At 73.5% G+C, this 23,003-nt stretch carries 17 protein-coding genes; 12 read left to right on the top strand and 5 right to left on the bottom strand.

Going from position 1 to position 23,003, the window contains the following annotated elements:
- Nucleotides 1-5: 5 nt before the first annotated feature.
- The 4 genes from kdpA (at nucleotide 6) to KME66_RS11630 (ending at nucleotide 5,393) form a co-directional block, all read left to right on the top strand.
- Entirely contained in the window at nucleotides 6-1,670 is a 1,665-nt protein-coding gene (gene kdpA, locus KME66_RS11645; protein ID WP_216321669.1) for a potassium-transporting ATPase subunit KdpA, read from the top strand.
- Nucleotides 1,667-3,781, top strand: coding sequence for a potassium-transporting ATPase subunit KdpB (gene kdpB / locus KME66_RS11640; protein WP_216321666.1), 2,115 nt, complete (start codon nucleotides 1,667-1,669; stop codon nucleotides 3,779-3,781). The genes kdpA and kdpB overlap by 4 nt, the downstream gene beginning before the upstream one ends.
- Nucleotides 3,782-3,787: 6 nt before the next feature.
- Nucleotides 3,788-4,459, top strand: coding sequence for a potassium-transporting ATPase subunit C (locus KME66_RS11635; protein WP_216321662.1), 672 nt, complete (start codon nucleotides 3,788-3,790; stop codon nucleotides 4,457-4,459).
- A gap of 148 nt (nucleotides 4,460-4,607) precedes the next feature.
- Nucleotides 4,608-5,393: a potassium channel family protein gene (locus tag KME66_RS11630; RefSeq protein WP_216321660.1), complete on the top strand. Its 786-nt coding sequence runs from the start codon at nucleotides 4,608-4,610 to the stop codon at nucleotides 5,391-5,393.
- A 90-nt stretch (nucleotides 5,394-5,483) separates the two neighbouring features.
- On the opposite strand, the gene KME66_RS11625 is transcribed toward KME66_RS11630, so the two are convergent.
- The 4 genes from KME66_RS11625 to KME66_RS11610 form a co-directional block, all read right to left on the bottom strand.
- Nucleotides 5,484-6,494 (bottom strand): TIGR00341 family protein, encoded by a 1,011-nt coding sequence (locus KME66_RS11625; RefSeq protein ID WP_073227525.1) that lies wholly within the window; start codon nucleotides 6,492-6,494, stop codon nucleotides 5,484-5,486.
- Between the two features lie 382 nt (nucleotides 6,495-6,876).
- Nucleotides 6,877-7,014, bottom strand: coding sequence for a methionine/alanine import family NSS transporter small subunit (locus KME66_RS11620; protein WP_073227521.1), 138 nt, complete (start codon nucleotides 7,012-7,014; stop codon nucleotides 6,877-6,879).
- A complete protein-coding gene (locus KME66_RS11615) occupies nucleotides 7,014-8,546 on the bottom strand; it encodes a sodium-dependent transporter (RefSeq protein WP_216321658.1) in 1,533 nt (510 codons plus the stop codon). The genes KME66_RS11620 and KME66_RS11615 overlap by 1 nt, the downstream gene beginning before the upstream one ends.
- A 517-nt stretch (nucleotides 8,547-9,063) precedes the next feature.
- Nucleotides 9,064-10,245, bottom strand: coding sequence for a glycosyltransferase (locus KME66_RS11610; protein WP_216321656.1), 1,182 nt, complete (start codon nucleotides 10,243-10,245; stop codon nucleotides 9,064-9,066).
- 371 nt (nucleotides 10,246-10,616) lie between these two features.
- On the opposite strand from KME66_RS11610, the gene KME66_RS11605 reads away from it, so the two are divergent.
- Nucleotides 10,617-11,384 (top strand): RNA polymerase sigma factor, encoded by a 768-nt coding sequence (locus tag KME66_RS11605; RefSeq protein WP_216321653.1) that lies wholly within the window; start codon nucleotides 10,617-10,619, stop codon nucleotides 11,382-11,384.
- Nucleotides 11,384-12,505 (top strand): hypothetical protein, encoded by a 1,122-nt coding sequence (locus KME66_RS11600; RefSeq protein ID WP_216321650.1) that lies wholly within the window; start codon nucleotides 11,384-11,386, stop codon nucleotides 12,503-12,505. The genes KME66_RS11605 and KME66_RS11600 overlap by 1 nt, the downstream gene beginning before the upstream one ends.
- A 198-nt stretch (nucleotides 12,506-12,703) precedes the next feature.
- Here KME66_RS11600 and KME66_RS11595 read toward each other — a convergent pair whose 3' ends face one another.
- On the bottom strand, nucleotides 12,704-13,861 hold the full coding sequence (locus tag KME66_RS11595; protein WP_253208305.1) for a L,D-transpeptidase family protein: 1,158 nt from the start codon (nucleotides 13,859-13,861) through the stop codon (nucleotides 12,704-12,706).
- Nucleotides 13,862-14,105: 244 nt separating this feature from the next.
- On the opposite strand from KME66_RS11595, the gene leuE reads away from it, so the two are divergent.
- From leuE to KME66_RS11565, 6 genes are all read left to right on the top strand, one after another.
- Nucleotides 14,106-14,792 (top strand): leucine efflux protein LeuE, encoded by a 687-nt coding sequence (gene leuE / locus KME66_RS11590; RefSeq protein ID WP_216321647.1) that lies wholly within the window; start codon nucleotides 14,106-14,108, stop codon nucleotides 14,790-14,792.
- A 432-nt stretch (nucleotides 14,793-15,224) separates the two neighbouring features.
- On the top strand, nucleotides 15,225-16,190 hold the full coding sequence (locus KME66_RS11585; RefSeq protein ID WP_216321645.1) for a glycosyltransferase family 2 protein: 966 nt from the start codon (nucleotides 15,225-15,227) through the stop codon (nucleotides 16,188-16,190).
- Nucleotides 16,191-16,193: 3 nt separating this feature from the next.
- Nucleotides 16,194-17,837 carry an alpha-2,8-polysialyltransferase family protein gene (locus KME66_RS11580; protein ID WP_253208304.1) on the top strand — a complete coding sequence of 548 codons (1,644 nt, stop codon included), beginning with the start codon at nucleotides 16,194-16,196 and terminating at the stop codon, nucleotides 17,835-17,837.
- A 66-nt stretch (nucleotides 17,838-17,903) separates the two neighbouring features.
- Nucleotides 17,904-19,265, top strand: a complete 1,362-nt coding sequence (locus tag KME66_RS11575) for a hypothetical protein (protein ID WP_216321643.1) — start codon at nucleotides 17,904-17,906, stop codon at nucleotides 19,263-19,265.
- A complete protein-coding gene (locus tag KME66_RS11570) occupies nucleotides 19,262-21,856 on the top strand; it encodes a tetratricopeptide repeat protein (protein WP_253208303.1) in 2,595 nt (864 codons plus the stop codon). Before KME66_RS11575 ends, KME66_RS11570 begins: the two co-directional genes overlap by 4 nt.
- A 53-nt stretch (nucleotides 21,857-21,909) precedes the next feature.
- On the top strand, nucleotides 21,910-22,992 hold the full coding sequence (locus KME66_RS11565) for an acyltransferase (protein ID WP_216321641.1): 1,083 nt from the start codon (nucleotides 21,910-21,912) through the stop codon (nucleotides 22,990-22,992).
- Nucleotides 22,993-23,003: the final 11 nt, after the last annotated feature.

Below are 23,003 nucleotides of genomic sequence, written 5' to 3'. Positions count from 1 at the left end.
CCGACATGAGCCCCCAGGTCGCTGGAATCCTCCAGCTCAGCGCCCTCATGGCCGCCCTTGCCCTGGCCTGCCGCCCGTTGGGCGACTACCTGGCCAAGGTCTACTCCTCCGACAGGCACTGCACACCGGAGAAGTGGGTCTACCGGATCATCGGCGTGAATCCGGCCGCCGAAATGCGCTGGCCCGCCTATGTGCGTGCCGTGCTCGCCTTTTCGGCGGTGAGTGTTCTCCTCCTGTATTTCCTGCAACGGATACAGGGGTCGCTGCCCGGCTCGCTCGGCTTTTCCTCGATCGACCCGGACCAGGCGTTCAACACCGCCGCTTCCTTCGTCGCCAACACCAACTGGCAGTCCTACTCCGGCGAACAGGCCATGGGCCACGTCGTGCAGACCGGCGGGCTCGCGGTGCAGAACTTCCTGTCCGCCGCGGTCGGCATGGCCGTGGCGGTGGCACTCGTCCGGGGCTTCGCCCGCTCCCGTACCGGTGAACTCGGCAACTTCTGGGCCGACCTCGTACGCGGCACCGTCCGCGTCCTGGTCCCGGTCTCGGTGGCCGGCGCGCTCGTCCTGGTCGCCTGCGGGGCGATCCAGAACTTCTCCGGCATCCACGAGGTCGGGCAGTTCACGGGCGGCACCCAGCAGTGGAACGGCGGCGCGGTCGCCTCCCAGGAGGCCATCAAGGAGCTGGGCACCAACGGTGGCGGCTACTTCAACGCCAACGCCGCCCACCCCTTCGAGAACCCGAACCCCCTCTCCAACCTCTTCGAGATCTTCCTCATCCTGCTGATCCCGTTCGCGCTGACGCGGACCTTCGGCCGGATGGTCGGCTCCCTGAAGCAGGGGTACGCGATCCTCGGCACGATGGCCGTCCTCTGGATCGGCTTCACGGCCCTGATGATGTGGACCGAGTTCGCCCACCGGGGCCCGGCGTTCGAGATCGCGGGCGGTGCCATGGAGGGCAAGGAGACCCGCTTCGGGATCGCCGGATCGTCGATCTTCGCGGTCGCCACGACGCTGACCTCGACCGGCGCGGTCAACTCCTTCCACTCCTCGTACACGGGCTTCGGCGGCGGCATCGCGATGCTCGGCATGCAGCTCGGCGAGATCGCTCCCGGCGGTGTCGGCTCCGGCCTGTACGGCATGCTGATCATGGCGGTCATCGCGGTGTTCATCGCCGGGCTGATGGTCGGCCGCACCCCGGAGTACCTCGGCAAGAAGATCGGCATCCGCCAGATCCAGCTCGCCGCCTGCTACATCCTCGTCACCCCGGTGCTCGTGCTCGGCTTCACCGCCGCCGCGATGGCCCTGCCGGGCCCGGCCGAGTCGATGACGAACTCCGGAGCGCACGGGTTCTCCGAGGTCCTCTACGCCTACACCTCCGGCGCCAACAACAACGGCTCCGCCTTCGCCGGACTGGACGCCGACACCCCGTGGTTCAACACGACCATCGGCATCGCCATGCTGCTCGGCCGGTTCCTGCCCATGGTGTTCGTCCTCGCCCTGGCCGGTTCGCTCGCCGAACAGAAGCCCGTACCCGAGACCGCCGGCACCCTGCGCACCGACAAGCCCCTCTACGCGGGGCTGCTCGCCGGCACCGTCCTGATCATCACCGGACTCACCTACTTCCCGGCCCTGGCCCTGGGCCCGCTCGCCGAAGGGCTCGCCTCATGAGCACCGTCACCCCCACCCCCACGCGCGCTCCGCACGGAGACCTGCCGCCGACCGGCGGCAGGGGCGCCGCCGACCGCGTCGGCAGCGGGCTCTTCGACCCGCACCAGCTCCTCACGTCGTTCCCGGACGCACTGCGCAAGCTCGATCCGCGCGTCATGGTGAAGTCGCCGGTGATGTTCGTCGTGCTGGTCGGCTCGGTGGTCACCACCGTCCTCGCGCTCAGGGACCCGGCCGACTGGTTCGGCTGGGCGATCACCGCCTGGCTCTGGCTGACCACGGTCTTCGCCAACCTCGCCGAGGCGGTCGCGGAGGGCCGGGGCAAGGCGCAGGCCGACACGTTGCGCCGGGCCAGGACCGACACCGTCGCCCGCCGGATCATCGGCCCGAACGAGGAACGGGTCGCGGGGACGGATCTGCACATCGGCGACCTGGTGGTCTGCGAGGCCGGTGACACCGTCCCCGGAGACGGGGACGTGGTCGAGGGCGTCGCCTCGGTCGACGAGTCCGCGATCACCGGCGAATCGGCGCCGGTCATCCGGGAGTCCGGCGGCGACCGCTCGGCCGTCACCGGCGGGACGAAGGTGCTGTCCGACCGCGTCGTCATCAGGATCACCACCCAGCCCGGCGAGACGTTCGTCGACCGGATGATCGGCCTGGTGGAGGGCGCCGCCCGGCAGCGGACACCCAACGAGATCGCCCTGAACATCCTGCTGGCGTCCCTCACGATCGTCTTCCTGCTGGCCGTCGTCACCCTCAAACCGTTCGCGATGTACGCGGGCGCCGACGACCAGACCTCGCTGGTCGTGCTCGCCGCCCTGCTGGTGTGCCTGATCCCCACCACGATCGGGGCACTGCTGTCCGCGATCGGGATCGCCGGGATGGACCGGCTCGTCCAGCGCAACGTCCTGGCCACGTCGGGCCGCGCGGTCGAAGCCGCGGGCGACGTCTCCACCCTGCTGCTCGACAAGACCGGCACCATCACCCTCGGCAACCGCCGGGCGGCCGCGTTCGTCCCGGTCACGGGCGTGACGGAAGCCGACCTCGCGGGCGCCGCCCGGCTCTCCTCGCTCGCCGACGAGACCCCGGAAGGCCGGTCGGTCGTGGCCCTCGCCGAGGAGACCCACGGGCTCCGGGGGCGCGACCAGGACGAGCTGTCGGGAGCGGCGTGGGTGGAGTTCACCGCGCAGACCCGGATGTCGGGCGTCGACCTGGACGGCCGCAAGGTCCGCAAGGGCGCGTCCGGTTCCGTCCTCGCCTGGGTGAAGGAGCGGGGAGGCCAGGTCCCCGAGGACGCGGCGGCGCGCACGGACGGGATCGCGCAGGCCGGGGGCACACCGCTGCTGGTGGCCGTGGAGGACGCAGACGGCGCCCGGGTCCTGGGGGTGATCCACCTCAAGGACGTGGTGAAGGAGGGCATGCGGGAGCGGTTCGGGGAACTGCGCCGGATGGGTATCCGTACGGTCATGATCACGGGCGACAACCCGCTGACCGCGCAGGCGATCGCCCGGGAGGCGGGGGTCGACGACTTCCTGGCCGAGGCGACCCCCGAGGACAAGATGGCCCTCATCAAGCGGGAGCAGGCCGGCGGCAAGCTCGTCGCGATGACCGGCGACGGCACCAACGACGCCCCCGCCCTGGCCCAGGCCGACGTCGGCGTCGCGATGAACACCGGGACCTCGGCCGCCAAGGAGGCCGGGAACATGGTGGACCTCGACTCCGACCCCACCAAGCTCATCGAGATCGTCGAGATCGGCAAACAGCTCCTCATCACCCGGGGAGCCCTGACCACCTTCTCCATCGCCAACGACGTCGCGAAGTACTTCGCGATCATCCCCGCCATGTTCGCCGTGGCGTACCCGTCGCTGGACCGGCTGAACATCATGGGCCTGGCCTCGCCCGAGTCCGCGATCCTGTCCGCCGTCGTCTTCAACGCGCTGATCATCGTCGCGCTCGTACCCCTGGCCCTCAGGGGAGTGCGCTACCGGCCCGCGAGCGCCGACCGGATGCTGCGCCGCAACCTCGGCCTGTACGGACTCGGCGGCATCGTCGCCCCGTTCATCGGCATCAAGCTCATCGACCTGCTCCTCACCCTCATCCCCGGAATCGGCTGATCCGCCATGACCCACCACACCGTCAGCAGCACCGCGCGCGTACTCGGAGCGGGACTGCGAGCCCTGCTCGTCCTCACCCTGGTGTGCGGGGTGATCTACCCGCTCGCCGTGACCGGCGTCGCCCAGCTCCTCTTCGAGGACCGGGCCGACGGCTCCGAGATCAAGGACGCGAGCGGGCAGGTCGTGGGCTCCTCGCTCATCGGCCAGCGCTACGACCTCCCGCCGCGGGCCGGCGAGGCGTCCCCCGCCCCGGACCTGAGGTGGTTCCAGCCCCGGCCCTCCCGCGGCCTCGGCGCCAACAGCGTCAACACCCAGTACGCCCTGCTCGTCTCCGGCGCCACCAACCGCTCCGGCGACAACGAGGAGCTGATCGCCTGGGTGAAGGAGGCCAGGGCGGCCGTGATCCAGGACAACTCCACCGCGACGTACGAGGTGAAGCCCGCCGACGTGCCGCCCGACGCCGTCACCTCCTCCGCCTCCGGCCTGGATCCGCACATCTCACCCGCGTACGCGAGGCTCCAGATCCACCGGGTCGCCGAGAGGAACGGCCTCGACGTGAAGGAGGTCGGCAGCCTCGTCGCCGCCCACACCACCGGCCGGCTCCTCGGCTTCCTGGGCGAGCCCCGGGTGAACGTCCTCGAACTGAACACGGCGCTCAGGGACCTGACCCGGGAGTGAGGGGCCCCGGCGGGGCGCCGGGGGACGATGCGCCCGGCATCGGGCGGCGACGGCCGGGCACCGGGGGCCGACGCCCGCGCGTCGGCCCCCGTCCGTCGGCGCGGCACCGCCCCGCCCGGCCCCTTCCCCCGGCTCCTACGATGCCCGTATGAAGCATCGAATCAAGGTGGACGCATGGGAGCAGCGCACGCGGACCCCGCTGCTGCTCCTCGCCGCGTGCTTCGCCCTGGCCTACGCGGTTCCCGTCCTCGTTCCGGACGCGCCTGCCTGGATCCACGCGGCCTGCCGGGCCGTCGAGTGGTCGGTGTGGGCGGCCTTCGCCGGCGACTACGTGACGCGGCTGGTGCTCACGCCGGGGAAGTGGGCCTTCGTCCGCCGCCACCCCCTGGACCTGCTGGCGGTCGCCCTGCCGCTCATCCAGCCGCTGCGGCTGCTGCGGCTGGTCTCCACGCTCCTGCTGCTGGGCCGACGGGCCCGCAACGCGCCGCAGATCACGCTGACCGTCTACGTCGCCGGCTCCGTCGTGGGCCTCCTGATGTTCGGGTCACTCGCGGTGCTCCAGGTGGAACGGGACGCACCGGACGGCAACATCCGCACGATCGGGGACGCGGTGTGGTGGTCCTTCACCACGATGACGACCGTGGGGTACGGGGACCTCGCACCGACCACCGGGCTCGGCCGGCTGCTCGCCGTGGGGCTGATGCTCTCCGGCATCGCCCTGCTCGGTGTCGTGACCGCGAACATCGCGGCCTGGTTCATCTCCCGCTTCGAGCGGGACAACGCCGAGGAGATGAGGCAGACCGCTCTCCTGGAGTCCCTGACCCGGGAAGTGGCCGCCCTGCGGGCGGAGATGGCGGAGATGGCGGATCAGGCACGGACCTCACGGCCGGCGGCACCGGAGGTCCCCGGGCCGTCCTCGCCCTCCCGGCCGTGAACGTTCTCGCACCGGCACCGGCACGGGCTGTGGACACGTACACGATCAGCGGTCCGGGCGCGTCCGGATCCCTCCGCCGTCCGGAGCGCTTCAGGAGCCTGGGGCTCCCACGGTCCCGGCGGTGATCTGCCGACCCCGTGTGCTGTCGACGACGATGGGGACACCGTCGGGAATCCGGCCCGCGAGATCGTCGAGCAGGCTCTCGATCGGAGGCAGTTCCCCCGGGCCGCGTACATGGATGTACAGCGTCCTGGACCGGGCGTCCACGCTGGTGACCGTCGACCCCGGGCTCTGCTCCAGCCAGCGCTCCGCCGATGTCTTGGCCCGTGCCGTCCAGGTGCTCAGCAGCACCGTCGCCACCGTGTTCGCCGCCAGCGGGAGCAGCACGGCCAGGAAGAGCAGCCCGAGCATGAGGTAGGCGCGGCGCGGCGCCCGCCCGGTGCGCTCTCCGGCCGCCCCGGTGTAGCCGAGCGAGGCGAACACGACCATGCCGGCGAAGACGAGGGCCACGAGGTTGGACAGGAAGAGGACCAGGGCACCGGCGGCGAGCCACCACTGGGTCTCACCCGCGCAGACACCCGTGACCACGAGGGGCGGGACGAGGGAGATGGCGATGGCCACGCCGGGCAGCACGGCGGCGACATCCTTGCGCGCGAGGGCCACGGCTCCGGCGAATCCGGTGGCCACCGCGGAGACCAGGTCGAGGAGGCCCGGTGAGGTGCGGCCGGAGATCTGGTCGTTGGTCAGCAGGTCGTACGACCGGGGCACGGCGACCGAGGCCACGGCGCCGACCAGGATCACCAGCAGGCACCCCAGGACGACGAAGAGCAGGGCGCTCGTGCGGCGGCGCTGCACGGCGCCGAGGGCGATCCCCATGATCGGGGTGGAGAGCGGAGCGATGATCATCGCACCGATGACGGTCGCGGTGGAGTCCGTCAGGATGCCGCCCGCCGCGATGACGGACGACAGCGCGAGCATGGTCCAGAAGGCGGAGCGCTTCGACGCGCTGTCCCCCGACGACAGGTCCAGGTCCTGCTGGAGTTCCTCGAAACCGCGGCGCTGACGGGCCGGCAGGACCCGGTCGCGGAGTTGGCCGACCATGGCCGCCAGTATTCCGCGTCGGACCGGAGAACCGGGTCAGGACACGGCCCGGGACCGGCCTGCCCTGCCCGCCGGGGAGGGACGGGCCGTTACTCCCCGGCAGCGGCCGGGGCCGATGCCGGGGCCCGGACCCGGTCACCGATGCCGCGTCCCGCTACCGAGCAACGGTGCGGAGGCCCGCTTCCGCGCCCCGGGGTGCGGAGGCCCGGTGCCGCGCCCCGGTGCCGAGCCGCCGAGTCCCGGTACCGGGCGCCGGTACCGGGCCCTGGTGCGGAGTCCCGGTGCCGACGGCCGGGGCCGCCCGCCCCCGCCGTCCGCCGCTTCCCGTCGGCGGGGGATGCGGCCACCGAGCGGGCCCGTCGCCGGGCCCGTACGGCTCCGGTCACTCCGCCCGGTGGGTCCCCGGCGGCATGTCCTCCTCCGGCTGGGGGTGCTGCCGCAGCCGGAGGATGGCGGCGACGAGCCCACCCCAGACGATGAGCATGGAGATGATCATCATGATGATGGCGCTGGTGGACATCAGCGGTCCTTCCGGTCTGCGGGCGACTCCATGTCCAGGTCGATGTCCTCGCCACCGGCCGGCCACGGCATGAGCGAGAGGATGACGCCGACCAGCAGGGCCCCGATGGCGACGCTCCAGCCCGCGGAGAGCAGGAACCCGGTGGAGTAACCCTCGTAGTTCTCATCGAACTCGGTCCGCAGGCTGTCGACCATCATCCAGCCCAGGACCACCGGCGTGATCACGCCGAGGCAGATGCGCCACCAGTGGCCGAGCCGTACCGCCGAGGTGGCGTCGGCGTTCTGCTGGAGGCCGGGAAGCTGCCGCAGCACCCAGACGATCACGATCAGGCCGACCAGGGCCGCCAGCGCGATGCCGTACTGGTTGATGAAGTGATCGGCCGTGTCCAGCAGATAGATGCCGGACTCGGTGGGGAAGAGCAGGACGGACACCAGCGCGACCAGACCGCCGACGCCCAGGACCGCGGTCTTGCGGCGCATCCCGGTCCGGTCCTGCACCGCGGAGACGACGACCTGCACGATGGAGATCAACGAGGAGAGTCCCGCGATTACCAGGGAGCTGAAGAACAGGATGCCGAAGAGGCCGCCGAACGGCATCTCCGAGATCACCGCGGGGAAGGCGACGAACGCGAGACCGATGCCCGCGCCGGCCACCTCGTCGACGCCGACGCCCGAGGCGGTCGCCAGATAGCCGAGGGTGGCGAAGACCCCGATGCCGGCGAGGATCTCGAACGAGCTGTTGGCGAAGCCGGCCACCATCGCGGAGCCCGTCAGGTCGGCCCGGCGGCCCAGGTAGGAGGCGTACGTGACCATGATGCCGAAGCCGATGGACAGCGAGAAGAAGATCTGTCCGTAGGCGGCGACCCAGACACTGCCGTTTCCGAGCTCCGACCAGTCCGGGGTGAAGAGGGCGTCGAGACCGGCGGCCGCTCCGTCCAGCGTGAGTGCCCGGATCACCAGCGCGGCGAACAGGACGAAGAGCAGCGGAATGAAGATCTTGTTGGCGCGCTCGATGCCTCGCCGGATCCCGAACGCCAGGACGACCAGCACGACGACCCACACGGCGATCAGGGGCCAGAACACCCCCGGCACGAAGCCGTCCAGGAACCCCGGGGTGTCCGGAGCGCGCAGGAAGTCCCCGAAGAGGAACGCCTCCGGATCGTCACCCCACTGCTGGCCGACGGAGAATCCCACGTAGCGCACGGCCCAGGCGATGATGACGGCGTAGTACGTGCCGATCACGAAGGAGATGACGACCTGCCACCATCCGATGGCCTCCGCGGGCCGGGCCATCCGGCGCAGCGCGGCCGGGGGCGAGAGCCGGTACTTCCGCCCGATGGCGTACTCCATGATCAGGAGCGGGATGCCCGCCGTCAGGAGCGCGATGAGATACGGCAGCAGGAAGGCGCCGCCACCGTTGTCGTAGGCGATCGCGGGGAACCGCCAGATGTTTCCGAGCCCGACGGCCGAACCGATCGCGGCGAGCAGGAAGCCGGCCCGGGTGGCCCACTGCTCGCGTGGCTGCTCTGTCATATGCGGTCCTCAAGTCTCCTCGTGGCGCTGTGCGTCAAACGTGACGGCACGTTAGCGCGGAGGCCGCCCCCGAGCGGCTCGACAGGGCCAGGCGAATGGGCCACATGGGCCGTCGGCGCCCGTCGTCCGGGCCGGACGGCCCATCGTCCGGGCCGTGGCGGGTGTGCGGACGGGGCGTGCGGCGCGCCGGGCGGGGTGTGGCGGGGGTGCGGGCGGGCCGTGCTGCCTACCGGACGAGGGCCGTGCACCGCGCCGGGCGGGCTGTGGCAGGGGGCGGACGTTCCGTGCTGCCCACCGGGCGGGCCGTGCTGCGCGCCGGACGGGCTGTGGCGGGGATGCGGACGGGCCGTGCTGCGCATCGGGCGGGGTGCGGACGGGCCGTGCTCCGTCCACCGGCGGGCCGTGGCGGGGTGCGGCTGGGACCACGCCGTGTCTCAGGAGCGCGCTGTGTGCCGCGGAGCCGCCGCCGTGCTGCCCGCCGGTGGACGGAGCACGTGGCGCACCGCGGGCCGCGCCGTTACCGGGAGGCCGCGGACAGGATCACGTCCACGAGCCTTTCCGCAGCGTCCGGGCGGCCGTGTGCCCTGGCCGCCGCGGCCATCGCGGACCGGCGCTCCGGATCGTCGAGGAGGGGGCCGACCGCCTCGCGCAGGTGCTCGCCGGTGACCTCGCCGAGGAGGGCGACCGCTGCTCCCGACTCCTCCAGGTGGCGGGCGTTGTGGGCCTGCTCGTTCCCGGCCGCCGAGGCGAGCGGGAGGAACACGGCGGGCTTGCCCAGGGCGGTCAGCTCGGCCAGGGTGCCCGCGCCGCTGCGGGAGACCACCAGATCGGCCAGGGCCAGGACGTCCGGCAGCTCGGGTCCGACGAAGGCCGTGAGGTGGTAGCGGGCGGCCAGGGAGGCCGGAAGCGCCGCCGCGCGCGCGGACAGCGCCTCCTGATGGGCCGGGCCGCACTGGTGCACCACGTTGGCGCGCTCCAGCAGCCACGGCAGTTCGCCGCCGACCACGTCGTTGATCTGCTGCGACCCCTGTGCCCCTCCGGTGACGTACACCGTCGGAAGACGCCGGTCGAACGCGTGCAGACCCAGTGCCGTCACGGCCTTGTCCGGGTGGCCGGCCAGGACCTCGGGACGCACGGGGTTGCCGGTGACCACCGCCGCGGGCCGGACGCTCTCCGGCAGGAGCGGCAGGGTCGACTCCGAGGACACGGCGATCCGCGCGGCGGAGCCGGCGAGCTTGCGGTTGGCGAGACCGAGCCGGACGGTCTGCTCGTGCAGGACCAGGGGGACCCGGCACATCCTGGCGGCGAGCCCGGCCGGCACGGCGACGTAACCGCCCGTGGCGAGCACGACGTCCGGCCGGAAGGCGGAGACCGCGCTCCGCGCCTGGGCGACCCCGAGCGGGACGCGCGCCATGTCCCGGACGTTGGCCGGCGACACCATCTTCAGCGGGTTCGCGTGCCGCCGGATCTTGCCGGTGGCGACGGTGGTGAACGGGATGCCCTCCGCGGCGGTGACCCGGGCCTCCAGGCCCTCCGCCGTGCCGATCCACAGGACGTCGAGCGTGCGGCCGGAAGCCGCCAGGCGTGCCTGCAGGGTGCGGATCGCGGTGAGGGCGGGGTACGTGTGACCGCCGGTGCCACCGCCCGTCACGATCAGGCGGAAGGCGGAGGCGGAGGCGGGGCGAGAGGCGTCAGTCACCCGGAGCAGTCTAGGGAGGGCCGGCCGACCGGGCGAAATCCGTACGCCGCCCGTCGCGCCGGTGGTTGCCCCGGGGGGTCCGCGCGGCCGCGTGCCCTGGTCGGGGCGCGGGGCGGAGAGGAGCGACGACCGGGGCCGCCACCCCCCACAGGAGAGGCCCCGGCCGTCTTCCACGGGGTCGCAGCACGACCCCGTACTCATCTCAGCGCCACGACTGCGTTTTCTGTCACACCGGAAGCGCGGCCGTCGAATTGTTGCGAGTTGTACAAGTCATGGACGTGGCCCCCACCGAGCACGTAGCGTGCTGGTTCGCGCAGGGTTGCGCAGCAGTTGACCAGCTGCGATTGAGGACGGCAGGGCGGGTTGAGGGAGTGCTGGGGGACGACGCGGAGCTGACTGCCGCGGTGCTCGCTGCACAGGACGGGGACGAGGACGCCTTCCGTGCTGTGTACCGCGCTGTGCACCCGCGGTTGCTGGGCTACATACGGACGCTGGTCGGGGAGGCGGACGCCGAGGACGTGGCGTCCGAGGCGTGGCTGCAGATCGCCCGCGACCTCGACCGGTTCAGCGGTGACGCCGACCGCTTCCGGGGCTGGGCCGCCCGGATCGCGCGCAACCGTTCGCTGGACCACCTGCGCATGCGCAGCCGCCGTCCCGCGATCGGCGGCGACGAGACCGAGCTGACCACGCGCGCCGCCGAGTCCGACACCGCGGGCGACGCCATCGAGGCCCTGGACACCGACCGCACCATGTCCCTCATCGCCCAGCTGCCGCAGGACCAGGCCGAGGCCGTCGTGCTGCGCGTGGTCGTCGGGCTCGACGCGAAGAGCGCCGCGCAGACCCTGGGCAAGCGGCCCGGCGCCGTCCGTACCGCCGCCCACCGCGGCCTGAAGCGGCTCGCCGAACTCCTCGCCGCCGACGGGCAGCTCCAGGCGCCCCGGTCCGGCGGCGACGGGGTGTTCGGCCCGGACGGCGCCGCGGACCCGGTCCCGGCACAGGACGGCGGGATCGACGCGGGCGGCGCCGCCGGGCTCGGGGCGGTGCCGTCCCAGCGGCCCGGCCGAGGCGGTCCGGCGGGACCCGCCGTGATCACTCCCGGTGTGACGCATTCGCGACCGTGGACGCAGAAGGACATGTGATGGCCGACGAGCACTACGAGTGGCTTGACAAGGACACCGCGGAGAGAATCCTCCGCGGCGAACCGGTCGTCCCCGTCGGCGACGAGGCCCCTGCCGACGCCTTCCGTCTCGCCGAAGCGCTCGGCGAGGCGCGCGCCGGACTGCGGGTCCCGGCAGGCGAACTCCCCGGCGAGGACGCTGTCCTCGCCGCGTTCCGGCAGGCCCGCCACGGCAGCGGCGTGGACCGGCTCGCCGGCCGCGCCGCCGGTGCCGCCGTACCCGGCCGCCCCGGTCGGCTGCACGCCGTCCACCTCGGTTCCGCCCCCGACGCCCCGGCCCGCCGCCCGCGCTGGAGCCGGCCCGTCCGCTTCGGCCTGGTCGCCTCGCTCGCGGGGTGCGCGCTCGGCGGGGTGGCGGTCGCGGCCGGTACGGGCGTGTTCACCGGCACCTTCGGCGGGCAGGGCTCGCCCGCGCCGGCCACCTCCGTGTCGGCCGCCGCGACCCCGGGACCGCTGATGTCCAGCGGCTCCGTCGACGACCCGTCGGCCCCGGCCGACCCGCCCTCGCCCGCCGCCCCGGAGTCCTCCTCCTCGCCCACGGCCCGCGAGACCGGGGGGCCCGAGAAGCCCGAGGGCGCGCGGACCGGCGACACCGGACGGGAGTCCGGCGCCGGCCGCCCGGACAGCCCGGACCGGCCGGAGGCGACCACCGGCGGCGGCGCCGGGCAGGACGACCGGCCCGGCGGCTCCGACGGCCGCACGGGGGCGGGTGCCTGGTACGAGAAGTCCGTCAAGGCCTGCAAGGCCTTCCGCGAGGGCACGCTGGACGACCGCAGCCGCCGTCAGCTGGTCGAGTTCGCCCACGGCGAGAAGAACCTGGAGCGCTTCTGCGACCGCCTCGGCGGGGACGGCGGAAGCGGCGGCGGCAGCGGTGGCAACGGCGGTTCCGGCGGCGGGGACGGCGACGACGATGACGACGGCGGCCCCCGCGGGCCGGGAGACGGCGGCTCGCTGCCCCCCGTCTCCTTCCAGCCGCTCCCGCGTGCCGCCACAGCCCCGGAGGACCGGGTCGGCACCAGGGCGGAGGCAGAGGCTCCGATCCTCCCGAAGAGGAGCGGTGCGGCCACCGTCACAACTCGTTGACCTGCACTTTCAGGTCCCGGCTGATGGCCCGCGCGTGCGGGTGTGACGTTTTCGGGAGGCCGGGCGCTGTACAGAGTGAGCCGACTGGTCATCGGCCGCGCGACGAGCCGGGGTTCCCCCCGTACCTTCGGCTCAGCGCATCGGCGCGGGCGGGACACGTTCCCCCGGTCCCGCCCGCGCCCTCTCCTCTTCGCCCCGTCACCAGTAGACGACGACCTTGTCTCCGGTCCTCACCTGGTCGAACAGCGCCGCCACCTTCTTCTTGTCGCGCACGTTGACGCAGCCGTGCGAGGCGCCGCCGTAGCCGTTGGCCGCGAAGTCCGCGGAGTAGTGCACCGCCTGGCCGCCGCTGAAGAACAGGGCGTACGGCATCGGGGTGTCGTACAGCGTCGACACATGGTCCCGGGACTTCCAGAACACCTCGAACACGCCCTCGCGGGTGGGCGTGTACTCCGAGCCGAAGCGCACGTCCATCGCCGAGACGACCGTGCCGTCGATCATCCACGCCAGGGTCCGGCTGTTCTTGCTGATGCACAGGACCCGGCCCTTCAGACACCGCTCGTCCGGCGCGGCCACCGGCCGCTCGGTCGGCGGGCGCAGTTCGGCGGCCGTCGGCACCCGGGTCATCCCGAGCAGCCGTCGCCAGGTCACCTCGTCGGTGGAGCCGGTGACCGGCAGACTCCGCTTGGTCTGGAAGGACCGTACGGACTCGGCGGTGACGGAGCCGTAGTAGCCGGTGGGGTTGCGCCCGAAGTGGCCGATCTGGCGCAGCCGGGCCTGGAGTTCGCGGACCCGGTCGCTCTCGGACCCGGTCCGCATCAGGATGCGCGGCGGCGGTGCGGTGCTCGGTTCCGGGGCCGGACGGACGGTCGTACGGGCCGGTGTCGGTGTCGGTGCCGGGGGAGTGGTGGGTGCCGACGGGCTGGGCGTTGGTGCGGTGGGCGGCTTCGCGTCCTCGGTCGCGGGGGAGGCGGTCGGCGCGGCGGCCCGGGTGGCCCGCACCGGGGGTGGTGCGTCCTGCGCGCCGGTGGCGGTACCCGGTTCGCACCCCGTCGCGAGGGCGGCCAGCGCGACGAGGGACGCGGCGGCGACGCGACGGCCCGGCAGGGCGGGGGTGCTGCGGCGGTCCGGTACGGCTGGGGTGCTGCGACGGCCCGGTAGGGCGGGGGTGCTGCGATGGTCCGGTAGGGCGGGGGTGCTGCGGCGGTCCGGTACGGCTGGGGCGCTGCGACCGTCCGGCAGTGCGGGGGTGCCGCTGCGCCCCTGAAACGGTCCGGCTCCGTGCGTGCCCCCGGCCCCCGCACCGGGCGTGCTGCTCCCGCCCCGGCCGTCCCACCCGCTGTCCGCGTCCACCATGCTCGGGACCCCCTCGCTCACCCGCCGCCGGACCGGCGCCTCCTGTACGGATTCCCGTCCGGCGCCGTCAGCGAATCCTCCGCCGGACGGCGGCCGCACGTCCAGCCCCCGAGGAGGCGCGCAGCCGATCATGGCCGAGTCCGGGGCGCCGGGACCGGCCGTCCTCCGCGCGGTGTCCGGCGGCCCGTTCCGCCGGGTGAAACCCCCTGGACGGCGACCCGCACGGGCGTGCGACACTCCGTCCATGCTGGGTGTCACCGATCTTCCGACCTATCTCGCCGGCCTGGCGCTGATCGTCCTTCTGCCGGGCCCGAACTCGCTCTACGTGCTCTCCGTCGCCGCCCGGCGCGGCGTACGCACCGGGTACAAAGCCGCCGCGGGCGTCTGGACCGGGGACACCGTCCTGATGACGCTCGCCGCGCTGGGCGCCGCGTCGCTGCTGACGACCACGCCCCTGCTCTTCGCGATCGTCAAGTACGCGGGCGCGGCCTATCTGACCTGGATGGCCATCGGGATGCTGCGGGCCGCCGCGGCCCTGTGGCGCGAGCGGCACCGGCGTACCGCCGAACTCGTGGCGACGGACGGGGCGGACGCGGCGGACGGGGCTTCCGGGGCGGCGGACGGCTCCGTGGAGCGGCCCTACCGCCGGGCGCTCGTGGTCAGCCTGATCAACCCGAAGGCGATCCTCTTCCTCATCTCCTTCTTCGTCCAGTTCGTCGACCCCGGCTACGCCTACCCGGCGCTGTCGTTCCTGGTGCTGGGCACCCTGCTCCAGCTCGCCAGCTTCGCCTACCTCTCGGTGCTGATCTTCGGAGGCACTCGGCTGGCCGCCGTCTTCCGCCGGCGCAAGCGGCTGTCGGCGGGGGCCACTTCGGCGGCCGGAGCCCTGTTCCTCGGGTTCGCCGCCAAGCTCTCGCTCAGCAGCGTGTAGCTCCGGGGAGAGGGCCGGCCGGGCTCGGCGGGCCCGGGCCCGCCCCCCCGACGTGGTGGATCTTCCGCTGCGACACCTTGAGCGCGGCGACGGACTCCGCGTCGTCGATGCCCTCGTGGATCTCCGCCCCCGCCCGGGGCGACCCGCGCAGGTGTCCTCCCGCGCAGGCGACCTCCCGAGCAGCGCCCGCCCCTCGGGCGTCGGCCGCGGTCTCCAGGGCGAGGGGCTACGCGTATACCCGCGCCCGTATCCCCGTCCTCGTAGCCCGGTAGCCCCCTCACCCCGTATCCCCGTATCCCCGTATCCGCGTATCCGCGTACCCGGCCATCCGGCGGACGCGCAGAGTTCACCCGTTGTCGTGGCGGCTGTCACCCGATCCTTCCGCGGTCTCACTACGTTGTCGGGACCATGATCGAAGGTGAGGGCGCGCGCGTGCCGAAACTGTCCGTTGTCGTACCGCTCCACAATGTCGCGGCCTACGCCCCGACCACGTTGGGGAGCCTGGCCCGCAACGCGGACCCGGACATCGAGTTCCTGCTGGTCGATGACGCGTCCACCGACGGTACGCAGGACATCGTCGACCACTGGGCCGAGCGGCTGCCGCGCGCCCGGGTGATCAGACACGGTACGAACGCCGGTATCGCGGCCGCCCGCAACAGCGGCATCGACGCCGCCGAGGGCGACTACCTCACCTTCCTCGACGGCGACGACTGGTACGCCCCCGGCCATCTGGTCCGGCTGCTGCGCGCCGCCCAGGACCTCGACTGCGACTTCGCCCGCACCGACCACGTCCAGTCCACCGGCACCACCCGCGTCGTGCGGCGCGCCCCCGCCCCGCTCCGGGACACCCTGCTCGACCCCCGCGACGGCATCGGCGTGCCCGAGCGCGAGACCATGGTCGACTACCCGTTCGTCTGGGCCGGGATCTACCACCGGCGGCTCTTCGCGGACGGCGCCCAGCGCTTCGCCACCGAACTGCGCACCGCCGAGGACCGGCTGTGGGTCTGGCAGCTCCATCTGCGCGCCCGCTCCTACGCGGCGCTCGGGCTGTACGGCATCTTCTACCGGCGCGGGGTCACCACCTCCCTGACCCAGATCAAGGACGCCCGCCAGCTCGACTTCTTCGCCTCCTACGACACGCTGCTCGACCAGCTGCGCGCCGACCGCGACGCGGACACCCTGCTGCCGAAGGCCGTCCGCACCTACTGCGCGATGATCGCCTTCCACAACGAGAAGGCCGACGACTACGAGCCCGCCACCGCCCGGAGACTGCGCGCCGAGTCCACCGCCGCGCTGGGCCGGATGCCGCAGGACGTGCTCGACCGCACCCTCACGATGATCGACGACAAGCGCGGCACGCTGCTCAGCCGTCTGCGCACCAAGCAGAAGGCCGCCTGACCGATGACCGTGCCCGACTCCGTACCCGCCGTGCCCGACTCCGTACCCGCCGTGCCCGACTCCGTACCCGCCATGCCCGATTCCGTACCGGTCGAGCCCGCAGCCGTACCCGACGCGCCTGACCCGGCGTCCGCGTCCGGCCCGGCGCCCGAGCCCGTACCCGCGTCCGCATCCCCCTCCGCATCCCCCTCCGCGCGTGCGCCCCGGCGGACCCAGATCTTCCAGGTCTCCACCCTGTACGGCGCGGCCACCCTCGCCGCCGCGCTCGACGCCGGGCAGTTCGGCCGGGCCCTCGACTGCCACCGCATCCTGCTGGTCTCCAACAACGCGGCCGTCCCCGAGACCGCCCTGCGCCTGGAGGAGATGCGCGGTTTCGGGTCCCTCGCCGCACGCTTCGACGCCGTCGTCGACTGGAACGAGGCCATCAGCCCGCACCACCCCAGCGGCTGGGGTCCCCGCTCCGAGGAGACCGTCCTGTGGCAGCGGGCCTTCCGCCTCGCCTGGGACATCGCCCCCGACGCCCCCGTCGACCTCGCCGTCGAGTCCATCCAGGTCAACCCGGCCCGCGCGCTCGCCGCGATCTTCTCCGAGAGCGCCGTCCACGTGTACGCCGACGGCCTGATGAGCTACGGCCCCACGCGCAACCGGATGCCCCAGTCCATCGCCTGCCGCATCCGGCGCGTCCTCCACCTCGACCTCGTCACCGGACTGCGCCCGCTTCTCCTCGCCGAGGCGGGCGTCGAACCCGAACTCGTCCCCGACGACGCCTTCCGCGCCGTCCTCTCCGAGATCGCCACCGCCGCCGAGGGCGACAAGGGGCTTGCCGCCGCCGAGGCCGCCGCCCCCACCGCGATGCTCCTGGGCCAGTACCTCGCCGCCCTCACCATCCTCACCCCGGAGGAGGAAGAGGAGCTGCACATCCGGATGCTGCGCGGGGCCGCCCGCGCCGGGCACACCTCCATCCTCTTCAAGCCGCACCCCACCGCCCCGGCCCGCTACTCCCGCGCCCTGGACGAGGCCGCCGCCGAACTCGGCGTACGGCTCACCACGCTGGACAGCCCGCTGCTCGCGGAGACGCTGTACGAGCGGTGCGCGCCGACCCTGGTCGTCGGCTGCTTCTCCACCGCGATGTTCACCGCCGCCGCGTACTACGGCATCCCCGTCGCCCGCGTCGGCACCCGGCTGGTCCTCGACCGGATCACCCCGTACGAGAACAGCAACCGCATCCCGCTGACGATCACCGACCACCTCGTGCCCGATCTGGACCGCCTGCACGCGCCGGGCGGTACGGACGCTCCGGGTGGTGCGGATGCGTCCCTCGCGCCGGGAGTTCCGGAGGGTGCGGGCGCCCCGGGCGCTCGGAGGGCCGGGGACGCCGGGGGCGGCGTCCCCCCCTTGCCGCGCACCGCGCCGGACACCCTCGCCCCGCTGGTGCGGACCGTCGGCTACTGCATGCAGGCCAAGCTCAACCCCGGGCTGCGCCCCGAGGCCGAGGCCTGGCTGCGGGAGCACCTCGACTCCACCACCCAGCACTACTTCAAACGCCGCCGCCTCCAGAACCTCACCCTCCCCGGCGGCGGCCCCCGGGGCGCGGCGGTCCGGCTGCGCCGCACCGTGCGGCGCACCCGCAGCACCCTGGGCCTCTGACCCGGGACCGGGACCGGGCCCCGAACCCCGGTGCCGGCGTCCGACTCACAGAACGGCGGAACGAGCATGGGCCAGACCCTCACCGGGCTGCTCACGTCAGTACGGGCCAGGGCGGGACGGCCGGGAACGCCGGCCCGGGCCCGCCCCGGCGGCGGACCGGACCCGGAACTCCTGGCCGCCCTGCGGCTCTGCGGCGACCACCTCGCCGCCCTCGCCGCCGCCGGCCCCCTCACCGACGCCCGCCGCACCCGGCTCATTGCGTCGATCGGAGCCCTGACCACCGCGTGCTCCACCCCGGGCGCCGACGCGTTCGACGCGCTGCTGCGGACCGGGCAGCAGGCCCTGGACAGCGGCGGCGACGCCGGAGCCCGCCTCGCCCTGGCCCTCGCCGACGAGGCGACCGCCCTGCGCGCGCGTTCCAAGGGCGCCTGGCGGCTGCGTGGCGCCGCACTGGACGCGCTCGGCCGGAGCGAGGAGGCGATCACCGCCTACGTACGCCACTTGGGGCTCCAGCAGAACACCGCCGCCTCCCGTGATGTCGAGCGCCGGGTCGCCACCCTCCGCGCCGCGGGGGACCTCATCGACGAGGCGCTGGCTCCGACGCCGGCCGGGGATGCGGACCGGGACGCGGCGGAGGCCGGGGCGGGTTCCGGAGCCGGTGCCGTCCGTCTCTCCCGTCGGCTGCCCGCCGCCGAGGCCCGCGCCGCCTTCACCGAACTCGTCCGGCTCCGCACCGCGGAACGCGGCGCCGCCGACCCCGACGTACGCCGGCTCGCCGCGCTGTACGCCGAGTACCGCCGACTATCGGACCGCGACCCGATGGCCGACCCGCTGCTCGGCGGGGCCGAACCCATCGGCGTCCCCGGGCTGCGCCGGCTCCTCGCGGGCCGCACGGTGTGCCTGGTCGCCGACACACCGCACACCGCCGAGCAGGAGCAGCGGCCCGGCAGTCCCCTTGCCGCGCTGATCGAGGGCTACGACCTCGTCGTGCGCTGCGACGCCGTACGCCACGCCGCCCCCACCGCCCGGACCGACCTGCACGCCGTCACCCTGCGCGGCGACTCGCCGTGGAAGGGGCCCCGGTGGGACCGCCGGGCCACCGCCCGCCTGGTCTTCGGCGACCCGCTCCCGCACTGGCGGCTGGCCCTGCGCGGCCGACTCGCCCCCGGTGCCCAGGACCGCATCGGGGACGCGACGCTGCGCCGCCCGCTGAACGATCCGGCACTGCTCGGCGCAGCGGCGGACCCGGACCGGCCCGCGAGCACCGCGTACACCGTGCTGCGGCTCCTCGACTTCCTGGGCACCCCCGCCCGGGTGGACCTCATCGGGTTCGAAGGACCGGCGGCCCTGCCCCCGCACGAGCGGGAGTGGATCGGGGCGCGGACCGGGGGAACGGACGACACCGCAGTGAGGATCACTCTCCGATGACGACGAACGACTCCACTCCTGCGGCCGGTTCCGCTTCCCCTTCTGCGGATGCTTCCGCCTCCGCCTCCGTCCCCGCGGCCGACTCCGCTTCCATCCCCGCGGCTGCCTCCGACTCTGCATCCGTCCCCGCGGCCGACTCCGCTTCCACTCCCGCGGCTGCCTCCGCCTCTGTATCCGCGGCCGGTTCCGCCTCCGCCGCCGCATCCGCGTCCCGGCCCTGCGCTGACCGCGCCCCCGCCCCCGCCGCCGCATCCGTAGCCTCCGCTCCTGCTTCCGCCGCCGCTTCCGTCTCCGCCGACGACCGCCGCGCCGTCACCGGGAAGCGCCGGATCGCCTTCGCCGTGTACGTCGCCGACGTGGGCCGGTTGCCCGGACTCCAGGCCCTCCTGCGCAGCCTCGCGCTGACCAACCCGGCTCTCTGCGAGGACGTCGTCGTCCTGCATCCCGGCCTCCCGGACACCGCCTTCGACGCCGCGCACCGGCTGCACCCCCGGCTGATCCCGCGCACGGCCTCCGGACGCCACGACGCTTTCCGCCTCGACGGCTACGACACCGTCATCGCCCTCACCCCCGCCCAGGTCGTCCTCGGCGGGATCGACACCCTGCTGCGACTCCGCACGGGCGTGGCCGCCGTGCCGGGCCCCGGCCCGGACGGCGTCCCGGACCCGCGCAACGGCATCCCCGACGACGGCATCCTGGTGATCCAGCGCCAGGACCTCGACCACCGTGAACCGCCCGCCGCCGCGCGGGACATCCCGGAGAGTCTCCTCGTACCCCTGGACTCCCGGTACGACTTCCGGGCGCTGCGGCTCCGGGACGACCTGGCGGTCCCCGAAGACGTCGTCGTCCTCAACTTCGCCGACACGCCCACGTCGTGCACCGGCCCCGCCCAAGCGGCCCGCGCGCGCCACGACCTGGACGACGAGGCGTTCCGGGCCGCCTATCTCGCCCTGCCCGGTGCCAAACACCCCGACCTGCTGCTGCACTTCGCGCTCCCCTTCCCGGAAGGGTCCCGGCCACCGATCGACCTGGTCCGGCAACTCGCGGAGATCCATCGGGGCCGCGGCCACCACGATCTGGCCGTCGCCCTGCTGGGCAAGGCCGTCGCGGGCCGCCCCGACCTGCCGCGCTGCCACGAGACGCTCGGGGTCTGCCTGATGGCCCTGTCGCGGTACGAGGAGGCCGAGACGCACCTCCTTCTGGCGACCGCCTCCCTGGACTTCGCCCCCCGCGCCTTCGGTCAACTCGCCCGGCTGGCTTGGCTGCTGGGTCGCACCGAGGACGCCCGGGGGTATGCGCTCGCCGGCCTGGAGTCCGATCCGACGGACGCCAACTGCCGCGCCTGGTACGCCCGTACCTCCGCGATGGTCGCGGCGGGCGGCACCGCGCCGGACGCGTCGCCCGGTGAACAGCTCGCCCATGTCGCCCTGTTCGCCGAAGGCGACGAGAACGCGGGCGACAAGGTGCTGCCCGAGGCGGTCCGCAGCTGCTTCACCGCCGACACCGGACCCGACCGCTGGCACCAGCAGCACGCGCACCTGCTCGTCGACGAGGCCGGTCTCGAACGCCTCAACGCCCGGCGGGCCGTGATCGTCGGCGGTGGAGGGCTCTTCCTCCCCGACACCGCGCCCAACGGCAACAGTGGCTGGCAGTGGAACATCCCCGACGACGTGCTCGCCCGGATCACCGCCCCGCTGGCGGTCTTCGCCGTCGGCTACAACGTCTTCGACGGCCAGCGCTACCGGCGCGAGCGGTTCGCGGCCTCCCTACGGGCCCTGGTCGAGCGGTCCGCGTTCTTCGGGCTGCGCAATCACGGCTCCGTCGCCCGGGTCAGGGAACTGCTGCCCGCCGCCCTCCGCGAGAAGGTGCGCTACCAGCCCTGCCCCACCACGGTCGCCCGCCACCTCGATCCCCGCCTCGCCGGACCGGCCGTACGCGAGGACACCGTCCTCGTCAACTGCGCCTACGACCGGGCCGGGCTCCGCTTCGGCCACGACTACGGTCATTTCCTCGCGGAGATGGCGGCGGCGATCCGGGCCGTGTCGGCCGCCGCGGAGGTCCGCTACGCCGCGCATATGCCCGCCGACGAACGCTTCGTCGACGATCTGCGGCGCGAACACGGGCTCACCCTCCCCGTGGAGCCGCTGTACCTGCTGTCCAACGACGCCATCCGGGACCTCTACCGGAGCACCCGGCTGGTGATCGGGATGCGCGGGCACGCCGGGATGATCCCCTTCGGCTGCGGCACCCCCGTCATCAGCCTGGTCTCGCACCCCAAGCTGGCCTACTTCCTGGCCGACATCGACCGCCCCGACTGGGGTGTCTCCGTGCACGAACGGGCCCTCGGCGCCCGGCTCGCGGAGCGGGCCCTCGCGGTGCTCGCCGACCATCCGGCGGCGGTGGCCGACGTCCACGACCGGCAGCGGGCGCTGTGGTCCGCGACCCGGGACAACCTCACGCTGCTGCGTGAACTCACCGGCCTGCCCGACCCGTTCGGAGGTCCTGGCCGGGTCCCCGACCCCGTCGTCCCCGCGCCCCGGCCCGCCTCCGACCGCGACCGCCCGTCCCGGCACCCGGGCCGGGCCCGATGACCGAGGCCCCGCGCGAACCCCTCCCGTCCCCTCCCACCCACGCCCCGAGGACCATGTCGACCACGCCCCCCGCCCCCGCCGCCCCGGCGCAGACGATCGCGGAGACGATCCGTCCGGCCCGTGAACACCGCTACGACATCGATCTGATCCGGCTGGTCTGCTCGGTCGGCGTGATCGTCTCGCACGCGGGCGCCGCCTTCATGGACGCCGTCGGCCGCAAGGCGTCGGGCGGCGCGCCCACCTACTGGGTCGGTCTGACCGCGGACTCCCTCGGCAGGTTCGCCGTACCGACGTTCTTCGCCATAGCCGGATGGGCCGTTCTGGTCGGGGCTCCGCCCAAGGACGCCGCCCGGCTGCGGCAGCGGATGGTCCGGCTGCTGGTGCCGCTCGCGGTGTGGACGGCGGTCTACCTGGTGTGGGGGCGGTGGCGGGGCACCAACGACGGGCCGATCGGAGACCTGGCCCTGGACTCCCTGTTCGCCTCCGTGCGGCCCGCCTACCACCTCTGGTACCTCTACGCCTACGTCCCCCTGATCATCCTGCTGGCCCTGGTGCCGATGGTGCGGGCGGGCAAGCGGCCCTGGGGCATCGCGGCCGTGCTGCTGGTCGTCGCGGCCGCCCCGACCCTGGCGGGCGACCTGTCCCGGGTGACCGCGTGGGACGTGCCGCGCTTCGGCTGGAGCTTCGGCGCCTACCAGGTGGTCTACGCGGTGCTGGGCGCCCTGCTGCTGGCGGCGCCGGCCGGGGCGTTCGGCCGGCGCCGGCCGCTCTGGCTGCTGATCGCCGTGATGAGCCTGGTCGCCGTGATCGCCTATCAGCACGAGGTCCACTACGTCATCCCGAACGCCAGCGTGGCGATCGCGGTGCTCACCGGCAGTTTCGTGCTCCTGCTGCACCGGGTGCGGATTCCGGACCGGTTCCGCCCCGCGGTGACCCGCTTCGTCGACGCCACGTACGGGGTCTACATGGTCCACATCCTGTTCGAGGACGTGGTGACCGATCACCTCCTCCCGGCCGACGTGGGGTGGCCGGGAGCCGTTGCGCTCTTCCTGGCCGTGTCGGCGGCGATCACGGTGCTGTCGTTCGCGACGGTTCTGCTGTGGCGGCGGATCGGGCTGGAGCGGCTTCTGGGCTGAGGCCGCTCCAG

The organism is Streptomyces sp. YPW6, assembly GCF_018866325.1.
Lineage (GTDB): Bacteria > Actinomycetota > Actinomycetes > Streptomycetales > Streptomycetaceae > Streptomyces.
Note: the sequence above shows the minus strand (reverse complement) of the source record. Positions and strands in the feature narration are given on the sequence as shown.

Excerpts from the sequence above, each read along its gene's own strand:
- KME66_RS11580 (WP_253208304.1), top strand. The coding sequence starts at position 16,194 with ATGACCGTGCCCGACTCCGTACCCGCCGTGCCCGACTCCGTACCCGCC.
- KME66_RS11565 (WP_216321641.1), top strand. The coding sequence starts at position 21,910 with ATGTCGACCACGCCCCCCGCCCCCGCCGCCCCGGCGCAGACGATCGCG.
- kdpA (WP_216321669.1), top strand. The coding sequence starts at position 6 with ATGAGCCCCCAGGTCGCTGGAATCCTCCAGCTCAGCGCCCTCATGGCC.
- KME66_RS11630 (WP_216321660.1), top strand. The coding sequence starts at position 4,608 with ATGAAGCATCGAATCAAGGTGGACGCATGGGAGCAGCGCACGCGGACC.
- KME66_RS11615 (WP_216321658.1), bottom strand. The coding sequence starts at position 8,546 with ATGACAGAGCAGCCACGCGAGCAGTGGGCCACCCGGGCCGGCTTCCTG.
- KME66_RS11620 (WP_073227521.1), bottom strand. The coding sequence starts at position 7,014 with ATGTCCACCAGCGCCATCATCATGATGATCATCTCCATGCTCATCGTC.
- KME66_RS11595 (WP_253208305.1), bottom strand. The coding sequence starts at position 13,861 with ATGGTGGACGCGGACAGCGGGTGGGACGGCCGGGGCGGGAGCAGCACG.
- leuE (WP_216321647.1), top strand. The coding sequence starts at position 14,106 with ATGCTGGGTGTCACCGATCTTCCGACCTATCTCGCCGGCCTGGCGCTG.
- kdpB (WP_216321666.1), top strand. The coding sequence starts at position 1,667 with ATGAGCACCGTCACCCCCACCCCCACGCGCGCTCCGCACGGAGACCTG.
- KME66_RS11600 (WP_216321650.1), top strand. The coding sequence starts at position 11,384 with ATGGCCGACGAGCACTACGAGTGGCTTGACAAGGACACCGCGGAGAGA.
- KME66_RS11570 (WP_253208303.1), top strand. The coding sequence starts at position 19,262 with ATGACGACGAACGACTCCACTCCTGCGGCCGGTTCCGCTTCCCCTTCT.
- KME66_RS11575 (WP_216321643.1), top strand. The coding sequence starts at position 17,904 with ATGGGCCAGACCCTCACCGGGCTGCTCACGTCAGTACGGGCCAGGGCG.
- KME66_RS11635 (WP_216321662.1), top strand. The coding sequence starts at position 3,788 with ATGACCCACCACACCGTCAGCAGCACCGCGCGCGTACTCGGAGCGGGA.
- KME66_RS11625 (WP_073227525.1), bottom strand. The coding sequence starts at position 6,494 with ATGGTCGGCCAACTCCGCGACCGGGTCCTGCCGGCCCGTCAGCGCCGC.